Source organism: Buchnera aphidicola (Chaitophorus viminalis), from assembly GCF_026122795.1.
GTDB lineage: Bacteria > Pseudomonadota > Gammaproteobacteria > Enterobacterales > Enterobacteriaceae > Buchnera_J > Buchnera_J aphidicola_BK.
In genome coordinates, this window is the sequence record NZ_JAIWQV010000003.1 from 13475 (window position 1) to 26972 (window position 13498).

Genomic DNA, 13498 nt, shown 5'->3' on the forward strand with positions numbered 1-13498 from the left:
TTTTTTTTATTTTAATATAAAATTATTTTTATGAATATATATAATCGTCAAATTGTTTTAGATACTGAAACTACTGGAATAAATTCTAATGGAAAAGTATACTTAAATCATCGTATTATTGAAATTGGAGCAATTGAAATTATTAATCGTCGTATTACCAAAAATTTTTTTCATGTGTATCTTAATCCGAATAGATTAATAGATAAAGAAGCTTATAAAATTCACGGAATATCAGATAAATTTTTATTAGATAAACCAACTTTTTCTGATATTTATAAAAATTTTATCCAGTATATAAAAAATTCTCAACTAATTATTCATAATTCTAAATTTGATTTAAGTTTTTTAAATTATGAATTAAAATTATTAAATAAGAATATACCAGAAATATTAAATTATTGTACTGTCTTAGATACTTTAAAGTTATCTAGGAAAATTTTTCCTGGAAAAAAAAATAGTTTAGAAGCTTTATGTAAACGTTATAAAATAAATTATCATAGAAAATTACATAGTGCTATTTTAGATGCAAAATTATTAGCTAAAGTATATTTATTAATGACTTCTCATCAAAAATCTTTTTTTTCTATTAATAATTCTAATGATTTAATTTCTAATGATAATATTAGTTCTATATCACATCAAAAAAATATTATATTATATGCCACTCAAGAAGAAAATTATATGCATTTAAAATATTTAAAAAATATGAAGAAAAATGGAAATTGTTTATGGATGAAAAATTTAAATAAATAAAATATTGTTTTTTTATAAAATTATAGTATAATTAATTAAATTATTTTATTTTTAATTGGTGCGGTAGTTCAGTTGGTTAGAATATCGGCCTGTCACGCCGGAGGTCACGGGTTCAAGTCCCGTCCGCACCGAAAAATATTTTAAAATACGATAAATATTATATATTTGATTAAAATTTTTGTTATGAATACTAAAATTTAAAAATATTTTGATAACATTAAATAATAAATTTTTTTTAAAAATATTTATATTGATATTTTATTTTTTTAAATAAATTTTATAAATAAATATTTTATTATTAAAAATATTTTAAAAATAAAAAAATTTTTTGTTAAATTATAGTTGTTTTTTCTTAAATTACATTAAATGTTTAATTATTTTTATATATTAATTTTTAACTAAATATAACATATAAACATAAATTTAATAAGATATTGTAACATTAAAAAATTTTTTGTAGTAGTTATTCCTAAAAAATGAACTTATAAAATATATTAAAATTTTTATATAAAATTATTTTTTATATAATTTAAAGTTATAAAAATATATTTTTTAATTAATTTTTTATTTAAAAAATTTTTATTAAAAAATTTCATATTTAATTTATTTTTATAAAAATAAGATTATAAAAAATTTTAAATATTGAAATTATTTTATACGATTTATAAAATATTTTATATCTTTTATTGTTAATATTTATAATAAGGAAATTGTATGAATTTAAAAAAAAAAAATAAAAATTTAGAAAACGTAAAAAAAAATAAAATTTCTATTATTAAATTAAAACTAAAAAAAAAAAAATTAAAAAAGAAATTATTAGATATTAAAAATAAAAATAAATTTTTACTAAAAAATTTTAATATAAGAATATATAAAAAATTAGAATCAGCATATAAATATTCTTTAGAAAAAATTATTATTTCTATATTACCTATATTAGATAGTTTGGAAATAGCATGTAAATCTATTCAAAATTTTGTAGAATATCGTGAAATATATAAAAAATTATTAAAAAATAATAATTTTTTTATAGATATATTGTTAAAAAATAATGTTAAAATTATTAAACAAAACAATGTCTTATTTGATCCTTCTGTTCATCAAGCAATGTTTTTAGTAAATTCTAAAAAAATAAAAGAAAATTATGTAGTAGAAGTACTTCAAAAAGGTTATATGCTACATGATCGTTTATTAAGAGCAGCTATGGTTTCTGTTTCTAAAAATTAAATATGAATGAATAAATTGTTTTTAAATATTAAATTTTTTTATTTAAATTTTATAATAAATACATATTTAAAGATTATTTTTTAATTATAATTTTAATATTTTATAACATAAAAAATTCTTTTTTCAAATGATTAAAAAAAAAAATAAATCCAATATATTATTTAATAAAAAAGTTAAATTTAATTTTTTTATTAAAAAAAAATTTATTGCTGGTATTGTATTACATGGATGGGAAGTAAAATCTATACGTCAAGGAAAAATTAATATTAATAATAGTTACGTAGTATTACGTTCAAATGAAATATTTTTATTAAATTGTGATATACAACCTTTACAGACATCGAATTTTTTTAAAAATAATTCTGTAAAAAATCATAGAAATATAAAATTATTGCTGTTAAAAAAAGAAATAAATTTTATATCCCAACAAATAAATAAATATAAATACACTATTGTTCCTATTTCTCTTTTTTGGAAAAAATCTTTTTGTAAATTAGAAATTGGTTTAGTTATAGGAAAAAGTCTTTATGATAAAAGACAATCTAAAAAAAATAAAATTTTAAAAAGAGAATTATCAAAGACTTTTAAACGTTTTCAATGTTAGTTTTAAAAAAAAATTATAAATTTACAGTGAATATAAAAAATTATAATATAAATACTTATTGGATGAATGTAGCTTTATTTTTAGCTAAAATTTCTTATAATAAAGGAGAAGTTCCTGTGGGAGCTGTATTAGTTAATTCAAATAAAGTGATAGGTATAGGATGGAATAATTCTATTAAAAAAAATGATCCTACAGCTCATGCAGAAATTATTGCGTTAAGAAATGGAGGAAATTATTTAAAGAATTATAGATTACTAAATACTACTTTATATGTTACATTAGAACCTTGTATCATGTGTTTAGGAGCTATTTTGCATAGTAGAATTAAAACATTAATCATAGGAGCTGTTAGAGAAAATCATTTTAAAAATATTCTTTATGATACCAATTTTATTTATAATTCTAATGGATTTAAAATTAAAATCATAAAAAATATTTTAAAAGATCAATGTTCTAATTTAATAAAACAATTTTTTATTAATCAAAGATAATAATATTATGATTCTAAAATAACAATTGCTTGAGCATATTTTTTTTCATCTGTGAAACTAATATGTGATTTATTAATACCTAGTTTATTTTTTTTATATAATGCATGTTTTAGATAATTTATTCTTAATTGTTTTTTTTGATTATAATAAATTTCAATATTTTTAAATGATATTTTATTTTGTATTCCTGTACCTAAAGCTTTACATGTAGCTTCTTTAATAACAAAACTTCTTGTTAAAAACTTTATTTTTCTGATGCTTTGATTATAAAAAAAAAATTCTTTTTTTGATAAAATTTTTTTTAAAAAATTTTCTTTATATAAATTAAATATTTTTTTTATTCTATTAATTCTTAATATATCAATTCCAATTCCTATAATTTTCATTTTATTTTTAAATATTTTATATTTTAATTATTATTAATTTTTATATAATTAGTTATTTTTTAATATTTTAATCCATATAAAAAGATGAATTTTAGTATTTAAAATTTTTTCTAATTTTACTTTAGATATCATACTAAATAATTTTATTTTTGTGCCATTTTTTCCAATAAAAATTTTTTTTTGTCTAACATTTAATACAAAAATTTCAGAATTAATAATCATTTCTTTTCGAATATTTTTTTGAATTGATTTAATTTTTATTTTAGATGAATATGGTAATTCATCTCCAAAATATCTCATTATTGTTTCTCTAATTATTTCATATATTTGAAATTTTAAAGAATAATTATTATTTATATTTTTATGAAACAAATGTTTTTGAATAGGTATTTTTTTTTTGATGATTTTTTCTAAAATTTTTATATTATCTCCTGTTTTTGATGATACAGGTATTATTTTTGTTTGAGAAAATTTTTTATGAATGTATTCAATAAATGGTAATATTTTGTTTTTTTTTTTTATTTTATCTATCTTATTTATAACAATTAAATTTGGAATATTTTTTTTATTAATTAAATTTAATAAAATATTATAATTTTTATTCCAAATAATTGTGTCAATCACTAAAATTATTAATTTTAAATTTTTTAAAGAGTAATGATTTAATTTTAAATCTTTAGTAAAATTTAAATTTTTTTGTTTTTTAAATCCTGGTGTATCAATATATATAAATTGATAATTTTTAATTGTTTTAATTCCTAAAATATTTCTTTGAGTAGTGTTTTTTTTTCTAGAAGTAATAGAAATTTTTTTTCCAATTAATTTATTCATTAAACTAGATTTTCCAGAATTTTGATTACCTATAATTGCTATTTTTCCACAATATTGATTTTTTATTTTTTTCACTCTATTCCTAATTTTATTAAAGCATATTGAGCAGAATTTTGTTCTGCTTTTCTTCTGCTAGATCCAATTCCAATTAAATTTTCAGAAATATTTAAGATTTTACATTTAACTGTAAATAATTGATTATGTGCTTCTCCATATACTTGTACTACAGTATAAGTAGGTAATGGTAAATGTTTAGATTGTAAATATTCTTGTAGTCTAGTTTTTGAATCTTTTTGAGCATCTCCTGGACTAATTTTTTCTAATCTTTTTTTATACCATTTTAATATTAATTTTTCTATAGTTTTAATATTACTATCTAAAAAAACACTTCCAATGATCGCTTCTACAGTATTTGCTAATATTGATTCTCTTCTAAAACCTCCACTTTTTAATTCTCCTTGTCCTAGTTTTAAATATTCTCCTAATTCAAATTCATGTGCAATTTTTGCTAAAGTATGCCCTCTAACTAAAGTTGCACGCATGCGACTCATATCTCCTTCATTTACATCAGGAAAAAATTTATATAATGCTGTAGCAATTACAAAACTAAGAATAGAATCACCTAAAAATTCTAATCTTTCATTATGATTAATTCCAGAACTTCTATGTGTTAATGCTTGAGTTAAAAGTTCTTTTTTAGTATATACATATCCTATTATTTTTTGTACTTTTTTTGTTTCAGAGTAATCCATGATATACCGATATTTTTTAAATTAAAATGTAATAATTAAAAATGTAAATTATTTTTTAAAATTAGAAAAGTTTTTATTTAATTATTTTTCCAATTCTATAAAATCTTATTCCAGTTGGCCACATATTTTCCTTTTGTTCTAAACTAAACCATACCATACTCACTTTTCCAAGAACATTTTCTTCAGGAACTAATCCCCAATATCTACTATCAGAACTATTATCTCTATTATCTCCCATAACAAAATAAAATCCTTTTGGAATCACCCAAGTTCCTAATTTTATTAATTTTTGTTTATAATAGAATTTTTTTTGATCTTTACAATTTTTAGATATAAGAATATTGTAATTATTTTTATTATTTGTTTCTTCTATAATTAAATTATTTTTTAAATCTAAAATATTTTTTTCTGGAAAATTATTATTTATAAATTTATCATATGTTACAAGATTCATTAGATATGAATATTTATTATATTTATTATAAATAGAAATTTTTTTAGTCAAAGGATTATATTTTACTGTATCTCCTGGGATTCCAATAACTCTTTTTACAAAATTTAAATTTGTATTATGAGGATATTTAAAAATTATAATATCACCTCTCAGAGGTTCTTGAATTCTAAATAATATTTTTTGATTAAATGGATTTATTATGTTATAAGCAAATTTTTTTACTAAAATATAATCTCCCACGAATAAAGAAGGTAACATTGAAGTTGAAGGAATTTGAAATGGTTCAAATATAAAAGTTCTAAAAATAAATGTAAATAATAAAATTGGAAAAATATCACTTATAGAACTTTCTTGTTCATTTTTATAATCATTATATTTTTTTTCTGTAAGATTATATTTGTAATATAAATTTTTTATTATTTTTAATGTCCATATAAAACCTGTAAAAGTCATAAAAAATATAAAACATGTAGAAATTATATTATACATTAATTTTTTCCTTACTAAGAGTCTTTATTTAAATTTAAAATAGAGAAAAAAGCTTCTTTTGGTAAATTAATATTTCCAATTCTTTTCATTTTTTTTTTACCTAATTTTTGTTTTTTTAATAATTTTTTTTTTCTTGAAATATCTCCTCCATAGCATTTAGATAAAACATTTTTTCTTAATTGTTTTATAGTGGTACGTGCTATAATTTTATTTTTTGCTGAAGCTTGTATTGAAATATCAAATTGTTGTCTTGGTATAATATTTTTCATTTTTTCAATAATTTCTTTTCCTTTTCTAAAGCATGTTTTTTCATGTACAATTGTAGATAATGCATCGATTTTTTCATTATTAATTAATATATTTAAACATATTAAATTAGATTTTTTAAATTTTTTAAATTTATATTCTAAAGATGCATATCCACTAGAAACAGATTTAATTTGATCAAAAAAATTTAAAACTATTTCAGACATTGGAATATCATAAGTTAAAGATATTTGATGTGTATGATAAACCATTTTTTTTTGAATTCCTCTTTTTTTTACACATAAAGAAATTATATTTCCAATATATTTTGAAGGCAACAAAATAATACATTCTGCAATAGGTTCTCGTATTTCTTTATATGTTCCTTTTTTAGGAAAATTAACTGGAGAATTTATTTTTAAAATTTTATTATTTTTTGAAAGTTTAATTTCATAAATTACTGTTGGAGGAGTCGAAATTAAATTTAAATTGTATTCTCGTTCTAATCTTTCTTGAATAATTTCCATATGTAAAATTCCAAGAAATCCGCATTTAAAACCAAAACCTAAAGCTGAAGAATTTTCTGGTTCATAAAATAGTGATGCATCATTTAAACTAAGTTTTCCTAAAGCATCTCTAAAATTTTCATATTGATTTGAATCAATAGTATACAGTCCAGCATATATTTGTGGTTGAACTTTTTTAAAACTAGATAAAGGGTATTTACAAGGATTATGAAAAGAAGTTAAGGTATCTCCAACTGGTGCAGCTGATATATTTTTAATACCGCAAATTACCCATCCTACTTCTCCACATTTTAATTTTTTTAAAGAAATTTGTTTAGGTGTAAATATTCCAAGTTTTTCAACTTTATAGTTTTTTTTTGAACTCATTACTTGAATTATAGATCCTTGTTCTAAAAATCCATTTTTAATTCTAATTAAAGATACTACACCTAAATAATTATCAAACCATGAATCAATTATAATTGCTTGTAATGGTTTTTTTTTATTTCCTATAGGAAAAGGAATTTTTTTAATAATTTTTTCTAATAATGATTTTACACCTAAACCAGTTTTTGCTGAACAAGATATAGCATTTTTAGAAGAAATTCCAATAATATCTTCTATATCTTTTAAGATACGATTAGGATCTGCATGAGGTAAATCAATTTTATTAATTACAGGAATTATTTTAATATTCATATTTAATGCTGTATAACAATTTTCTAATGTTTGAGCTTCTATTCCTTGGGTTGCATCAATTACTAATAATGCACCTTCACATGCTGATAAAGAACGTTTTACTTCATAAGAAAAATTTACATGTCCTGGAGTATCTATAAAATTTAAATAATATTTTTTATTATTTTGATTTATATACGTAGTAGTTACTGTTTGTGCTTTAATTGTAATTCCTCTTTCTTTTTCTAGATCCATAGTATCTAACATACGTGCAGATATTTCTCTTTTTTTTAAATTTCCACAAATTTGAATTAATCTATCAGCTAGAGTAGATTTACCGTGATCTATATGTGCAATAATAGAAAAATTTCTTATTCTTTTCATTAATTTTTGTATACCATAAATTATTATAAATTTATTATTATGTAATAATTTTAAAAATTAAAATCATTATAATTTTTTTCATTATATTATGATATTTACATTTTTTATTTAATTGTTTAAAAATTAATTATATAATAAAATTTTATTTTTCTTAATTTTTTTTAATAAAAATACTATATCATAGTTAATTATGAGAATAAAAATACAGTGATTTTTTATTTACAGAAAATTTTTTTAAGGTTTATATATGAAACATAAAAAAAAAAAAGTTATTATAGCGATGTCTGGAGGAGTAGATTCTTCTGTTTCTGCATGGTTATTAAAAAAAAAATATCATGTAGAAGGATTATTTATGAAAAATTGGGAAGAAGAAGATGATTTTAATTACTGTAGTTCAAAAAAAGATCTTCAAGATGTTGAAAGTGTATGTAAATCTTTAAAAATTTTTTTACATAAAGTAAATTTTTCTCTAGAATATTGGGAATATGTTTTTAAAAATTTTTTATTAGAGCATAAAAAAGGGAGAACTCCAAATCCAGATATATTATGTAATAAACACATTAAATTTAAATTTTTTTTTAAATTTGCAATAGAAAATTTAAATGCTGATTATATATCTACTGGGCATTATGCTATAAATTTTTTTAAAGATAAAAGTTATTTTTTATTAAAAGGAAAAGATAAAACTAAAGATCAAAGTTATTTTTTATATACATTAAAACAAACACACTTGAAAAAAATATTATTTCCATTAGGCAATTTAAAAAAAAAAAAAGTAAGGAAAATCGCAAAAAAAATAAATTTAAAAGTTTACAATAAAAAAGATTCTGTAGGTATTTGTTTTATTCAACCTCAATTTTATAATAAATTTTTAAATAAATATTTACCTTCTAAACCTGGATTAATTTTAACTGTTAAAAAAGAAATTATAGGAAAACATAACGGATTATTTCATTATACTTTAGGCCAAAGAAAAGGATTAAATATAGGAGGATTAAAAAAATATAATAGTGCTCCATGGTATGTTGTAGAAAAAGATGTTATCAATAATTTTTTAATTGTAGCTCAAGGTTTTCAAAATAAATATTTGTTATCTACAGGATTGATTCTTAAAAAAATACATTGGATTAATACAATAAATATTAATTTTCCTTTAACTTGTAAAGTTAAAACTCGATATTCTGAAATTGAAAATGATTGTATAATCATGCAAAGTCAAAAATATTTAAAAGTATCTTTTTTAAGTCCAATTTCTTCTGTAACTCCTGGACAATCTGCAGTTTTTTATTTAAAGAATATTTGTTTAGGTGGAGGAATAATTCAAAAAAGAATTCCATTAAGTAAAATTTTTTTAAATAGAAAATTTTAAATATCAATAAAATTTTTGTTATTAAAAAAGGAAAAAAATTTTGAAATATATTAATTTAAAAAATATTTCACCTTTAGATGGTAGGTATAAAAATTTCACTAAAATTTTAAGAAATATATTTAGTGAATATGGATTTATTAAATATAGATTAATAGTTGAAATTTCTTGGTTGAAGTATTTATCTAAAATACCAGAAATTAAAGAATTAAAATTATTTAATAAAAAAATTAATGAGTATTTAAATACAATTCAAAATCAGTTTAGTCTTAAAGATGCTTATGAAATAAAAAAAATTGAAAAACATACAAATCATGATTTAAAATCTATTATTGATTTTTTAACTAAAAAACTTTCTTTAATTAAAAATACAGATAATATTATTGAATTTATTCATTTTGGATGTACGTCTGAAGATATTAATAATATTGCTTATGCTTTAATGTTAAAAGATTCTAGAGAAAAATATATTTTAAAATATTGGAAAAAAATAATTTTTTATATGGATTTTATGTCAGTAAAATATAGAAAATCTGTAATTTTATCTAGAACTCATGGACAATCTGCTACTCCATCTACTATGGGAAAAGAAATTTCTAATTTTTCTTATAGATTAAAAAGACAATTTAATCAATTAAAAAAAATTAAAATTTTAGGAAAATTTAATGGTGCTGTAGGAAATTACAATGCTTTATTAATCGCATATCCACATTTAAATTGGGAAAAAATTAGTAAAAAATTTGTAAATTCTTTTGATATTTCTTGGAATCCTTATACTACTCAAATAGAACCACATGATTACTTATCTGAATTTTTTTCTTGTATTTTTAGATTTAATACTATTTTAATTGATTTTAATAGAGATATGTGGGGTTATATTTCTTTAAATTATTTTAAACAAAAAATTAAATTTCATGAAACAGGGTCTTCTACTATGCCTCATAAAATTAATCCTATATATTTTGAAAATTCTGAAGGAAATTTAGGAATTTCTAACGCTTTAATACAACATATTTCATTTAAGTTACCTATTTCTAGATGGCAAAGAGATTTAAGTGATTCTACTGTTTTAAGAAATTTAGGAAGTATTATAGCATATTCTATAATTAGTTATCGTTTTATTTTATTAGGAATGAAAAGAATAAAAATTAATAAAAAATATATTAAAAAGGATTTAAAAAAAAATTATTCAATATTATTAGAACCATTACAAATTGTGATGCGTAAAATGGGTATAAAAAATTCATATAAAAAAATTAAAGATTTATTTAGAGGAAGAGAAGTAAATGCTAAAATTATAAAAAAATTTATTGATAATTTAAATATTCCTAATTCTGAAAAACAAAAGTTATACAATTTAACTCCTTTTAATTATATAGGAAATTCTGCTATTCTTGCAAAAAAAATTTCTCTTTATAAATATTAATTTTTTATAGTATTTTTTTTTAAAGGTTTTATATATGAAATTTTTATTAAATAAAAAAATTTTAGTTATTGGTTTACATAATAAATATTCTATAGCATATGGTATTTCTAAAATTATTTATAAGCAAGGAGCTAATTTAGCGTTTACATATAAAAATAAAAAGTATAAAAATAAAATTAAAGATATAGCTAAAAAATTTAATTCAAACATTGTTTTAAAATGTAATATGAAAAAAGATTCTAATATTAAAAATCTTTTTGCAAAATTAAAAAAAATATGGTTAAATTTTGATGGATTTATACATTCTATAGCATATTTAAATAAATATAGTCTTAAAAAAAAATATATTGATTCAATTAATTTAAAAGATTTTAATAAATCTCATCATATCACTTCATATAGTTTTTCAGCAATTGCTAAATATTGTCAATTTATGCTAAATAAGAATTCTTCTTTATTAACTATATCTTATCTTGGTTCTAAAAAATTTATACCATATTATAATTTTATGGGATTAGCTAAAGCTTCTTTAGAATCAAATGTTAGATATTTAGCATGTTCTTTAGGTCCAAGAATTAGAGTTAATGCAATTTCTTCAGGTCCAATAAAAACAATTTCTTCATATGGTATTAAAAATTTTAAAAAAATTTATTCTATAAATAAAAATTTTTCTCCAATCAAAAGAAATGTATCTATTACAGAAATAGGGAATACAGCGGCTTTTTTAATTAGTAATTTATCTTCTGGAATTACAGGTCAAATTATATATGTAGATGGAGGATTTAATATAGTTGGACTGTTTTAATTTTTTTTAATTTATGTTTATTAATTTAGTTTGGTCTTTTATTAAAATCATAGTATATTAATTTAATGTATTTTATATTTAAAATATTAAAATTTATATAAATAATTTTTTATAAAAATTTTTTAAGTATTTTAATGTAATATTTTAGGTTAAATTATAATGTTTTATGATAACAGTATATTAATACAGTTAAAAAAAAAATTTAAAAAAAAAACACTTAGAATTGAAGGAATAGTAAAAAAATCTGAGAAAGGTTTTGGATTTTTAGAAACAGATTCAAAAAATAGTTATTTTATACCTCCAAAAAAAATAAAAAAAGTGATGCATGGAGATAAAATAATTGCTAAAATAGGATTTTCTAAAAATAGAGAAATAGTTATTCCAGAAAAACTTATAAAATCTTTTTTACAAGTTTTCATTGGTAGACTTCAAAAAATTAATCAACAATTTTTTATTGTACCAAATTATATTTTTTTAAAAGAATATATTCCATGTACATTTTTAATAGATCAAAATTCTGAATTTAAATCAGGAGATTGGTTTATAGCTAAATTAACTAAGCATAAATTAAATCATGATTCTTTTCATGCTAATTTAATTAAATTTATTGCAAAAAAAGAAGATCCATTTATATCATGGTGGATAACTTTATCTAAATATAATTTAAAAAAGAAAGAACCTAAAGTTGATGTAAAAAATATTTCGTTTTTTGATTCTGAAAAAAGATTAGATTTAACAAATTTATCTTTTATAACTATAGATAATAGCAGTACTAAAGATATTGATGATGCATTATTTATAAAAAAACTTGGTAATAATTTTAAATTAATAGTAGCTATATCTGATACTACATCTTTTATTCATTCTAAAAGTAAATTAGATATTATTGCAGCAAAAAGAGCTTTTACTAATTATTTACCTGGATTTAATATTCCCATGTTACCAAGAATATTGTCTGAAGATTTATGTTCATTAAAACCAAATCAAAAACGTCCAGTATTAGCATGTAAAATGATTATTTCTAAAACAGGAAAAATACAAAAAAATAGTGAATTTTTTTTAGCATGGATTAAATCTAAAGAAAAGTTATCATATCAAAATGTTTCAGATTGGTTAGAAAAAAAAAATAGTTGGATTCCATCTACGAAAAATATTCAAAAACAATTAAAACTTTTAAAAAAATTATGTATTTCTAGAATTGAATGGAGAAAGAAATATGCTCTAATTTTTCCAGAAAGATTAGAATATAAATTTCATTTATCTTCTAATGGTGAAGTTTTAAAAATTTCTAATGAAAAAAGAAGAATTGCTCATAAAATAGTAGAAGAATGTATGATATCTGCTAATATTACTGCAGCAAATTTTTTATCTAAAAAAATTGGTTTTGGATTATACAATAATCATTCTGGTTTTGATATATCTGATGCTAAACAAATTTCATTATTACTTAAAAAAAATAATATTTTTATTACTTCAAAAGAAATCTTGACTTTAAAGGGATTTCGTAGTTTATATAAAATTTTAAAAAAAAATAAATATAAATATTTAAATAACAGAATTAGAAAATTTCAATCTTTTAGTGAATTTAGTTTAATTCCTAATCCTCATTATGCTTTAGGATTGAAAAGATATGCTACATGGACTTCACCAATTAGAAAATATGGAGATATAATTAATCATAGATTTTTAAAATCAATTATTTTAGGTTGTCAACCTGAAATAATAAATCAAAATACTATAAAAAAGATTTCTGATCAAAAAAGAAAGCATAGATTATCAGAAAAAGAAATAGTAGAATTATTGTATATTCAATATTTTAGTAAAAATAATTTTAAAAATAAAATATTTCAATCTGAAATAATAGATGTTTTAAGAGGAGGTATTCGTGCAAAATTATTAGACACAGGAGCTAATGTTTTTATTCCTAATTCATTTATTCATAATATTCGTTCAGAATTAGAGTTAAATTTAGAAGATGGATTAATTTATGTGAAAAAGAAAATATTACATCAAATATCAGATATTATTCAAGTTAAAATAATAGATATTAAAAAAGATACAAAAAGTATTATAGCAAAAGTAATTCAAAATTAATTTAAT

13 protein-coding genes and 1 tRNA gene are annotated in these 13498 nt (G+C 18.9%); 9 read left to right on the top strand and 5 right to left on the bottom strand.

The genetic code is table 11. The features are described 5' to 3' along the window. The first annotated feature begins 30 nt into the window (after positions 1 to 30). The 5 genes from dnaQ (at position 31) to tadA (ending at position 3075) form a co-directional block, all read left to right on the top strand. Positions 31 to 753, top strand: coding sequence for a DNA polymerase III subunit epsilon (dnaQ, locus tag LDP12_RS01640; RefSeq protein ID WP_265226640.1), 723 nt, complete (start codon positions 31 to 33; stop codon positions 751 to 753). A gap of 57 nt (positions 754 to 810) precedes the next feature. Continuing rightward, positions 811 to 884: transfer RNA gene (locus LDP12_RS01645), tRNA-Asp, on the top strand. A gap of 583 nt (positions 885 to 1467) precedes the next feature. Then, positions 1468 to 1980: a nucleotide exchange factor GrpE gene (locus tag LDP12_RS01650; RefSeq protein ID WP_265226641.1), complete on the top strand. Its 513-nt coding sequence runs from the start codon at positions 1468 to 1470 to the stop codon at positions 1978 to 1980. A gap of 127 nt (positions 1981 to 2107) precedes the next feature. Next, positions 2108 to 2584 (top strand): SsrA-binding protein SmpB, encoded by a 477-nt coding sequence (gene smpB, locus LDP12_RS01655; protein ID WP_265226642.1) that lies wholly within the window; start codon positions 2108 to 2110, stop codon positions 2582 to 2584. Then, a complete protein-coding gene (gene tadA / locus LDP12_RS01660; RefSeq protein ID WP_265226643.1) occupies positions 2578 to 3075 on the top strand; it encodes a tRNA adenosine(34) deaminase TadA in 498 nt (165 codons plus the stop codon). Before smpB ends, tadA begins: the two co-directional genes overlap by 7 nt. Positions 3076 to 3080: 5 nt before the next feature. Here tadA and acpS read toward each other — a convergent pair whose 3' ends face one another. From acpS to lepA, 5 genes are all read right to left on the bottom strand, one after another. Then, on the bottom strand, positions 3081 to 3461 hold the full coding sequence (acpS, locus tag LDP12_RS01665; protein ID WP_265226644.1) for a holo-ACP synthase: 381 nt from the start codon (positions 3459 to 3461) through the stop codon (positions 3081 to 3083). 48 nt (positions 3462 to 3509) lie between these two features. After that, a complete protein-coding gene (era, locus tag LDP12_RS01670) occupies positions 3510 to 4367 on the bottom strand; it encodes a GTPase Era (protein WP_265226645.1) in 858 nt (285 codons plus the stop codon). Further along, entirely contained in the window at positions 4364 to 5044 is a 681-nt protein-coding gene (rnc, locus tag LDP12_RS01675) for a ribonuclease III (protein WP_265226646.1), read from the bottom strand. Before rnc ends, era begins: the two co-directional genes overlap by 4 nt. 73 nt (positions 5045 to 5117) lie before the next feature. Beyond that, positions 5118 to 5987, bottom strand: coding sequence for a signal peptidase I (gene lepB / locus LDP12_RS01680; RefSeq protein WP_265226647.1), 870 nt, complete (start codon positions 5985 to 5987; stop codon positions 5118 to 5120). Between the two features lie 14 nt (positions 5988 to 6001). Then, positions 6002 to 7801 (bottom strand): translation elongation factor 4, encoded by a 1800-nt coding sequence (gene lepA / locus LDP12_RS01685; RefSeq protein WP_265226648.1) that lies wholly within the window; start codon positions 7799 to 7801, stop codon positions 6002 to 6004. Positions 7802 to 8048: 247 nt separating this feature from the next. Between lepA and mnmA the strand changes: the two genes are divergently transcribed. The 4 genes from mnmA (at position 8049) to LDP12_RS01705 (ending at position 13492) form a co-directional block, all read left to right on the top strand. After that, positions 8049 to 9170, top strand: a complete 1122-nt coding sequence (gene mnmA, locus LDP12_RS01690) for a tRNA 2-thiouridine(34) synthase MnmA (protein ID WP_265226649.1) — start codon at positions 8049 to 8051, stop codon at positions 9168 to 9170. 40 nt (positions 9171 to 9210) lie between these two features. Further along, positions 9211 to 10593 (top strand): adenylosuccinate lyase, encoded by a 1383-nt coding sequence (gene purB, locus LDP12_RS01695; protein WP_265226650.1) that lies wholly within the window; start codon positions 9211 to 9213, stop codon positions 10591 to 10593. A gap of 34 nt (positions 10594 to 10627) precedes the next feature. Continuing rightward, positions 10628 to 11398: an enoyl-ACP reductase gene (locus LDP12_RS01700; protein WP_265226651.1), complete on the top strand. Its 771-nt coding sequence runs from the start codon at positions 10628 to 10630 to the stop codon at positions 11396 to 11398. Positions 11399 to 11557: 159 nt separating this feature from the next. Beyond that, on the top strand, positions 11558 to 13492 hold the full coding sequence (locus LDP12_RS01705) for an exoribonuclease II (RefSeq protein ID WP_265226652.1): 1935 nt from the start codon (positions 11558 to 11560) through the stop codon (positions 13490 to 13492). The last annotated feature ends 6 nt before the right edge of the window (positions 13493 to 13498 follow it).

Coding starts and splice junctions, on each gene's coding strand:
- lepB (WP_265226647.1), bottom strand. CDS start 5,987: ATGTATAATATAATTTCTACATGTTTTATATTTTTTATGACTTTTACA.
- tadA (WP_265226643.1), top strand. CDS start 2,578: ATGTTAGTTTTAAAAAAAAATTATAAATTTACAGTGAATATAAAAAAT.
- LDP12_RS01705 (WP_265226652.1), top strand. CDS start 11,558: ATGTTTTATGATAACAGTATATTAATACAGTTAAAAAAAAAATTTAAA.
- LDP12_RS01650 (WP_265226641.1), top strand. CDS start 1,468: ATGAATTTAAAAAAAAAAAATAAAAATTTAGAAAACGTAAAAAAAAAT.
- LDP12_RS01700 (WP_265226651.1), top strand. CDS start 10,628: ATGAAATTTTTATTAAATAAAAAAATTTTAGTTATTGGTTTACATAAT.
- rnc (WP_265226646.1), bottom strand. CDS start 5,044: ATGGATTACTCTGAAACAAAAAAAGTACAAAAAATAATAGGATATGTA.
- dnaQ (WP_265226640.1), top strand. CDS start 31: ATGAATATATATAATCGTCAAATTGTTTTAGATACTGAAACTACTGGA.
- mnmA (WP_265226649.1), top strand. CDS start 8,049: ATGAAACATAAAAAAAAAAAAGTTATTATAGCGATGTCTGGAGGAGTA.
- smpB (WP_265226642.1), top strand. CDS start 2,108: ATGATTAAAAAAAAAAATAAATCCAATATATTATTTAATAAAAAAGTT.
- acpS (WP_265226644.1), bottom strand. CDS start 3,461: ATGAAAATTATAGGAATTGGAATTGATATATTAAGAATTAATAGAATA.
- lepA (WP_265226648.1), bottom strand. CDS start 7,801: ATGAAAAGAATAAGAAATTTTTCTATTATTGCACATATAGATCACGGT.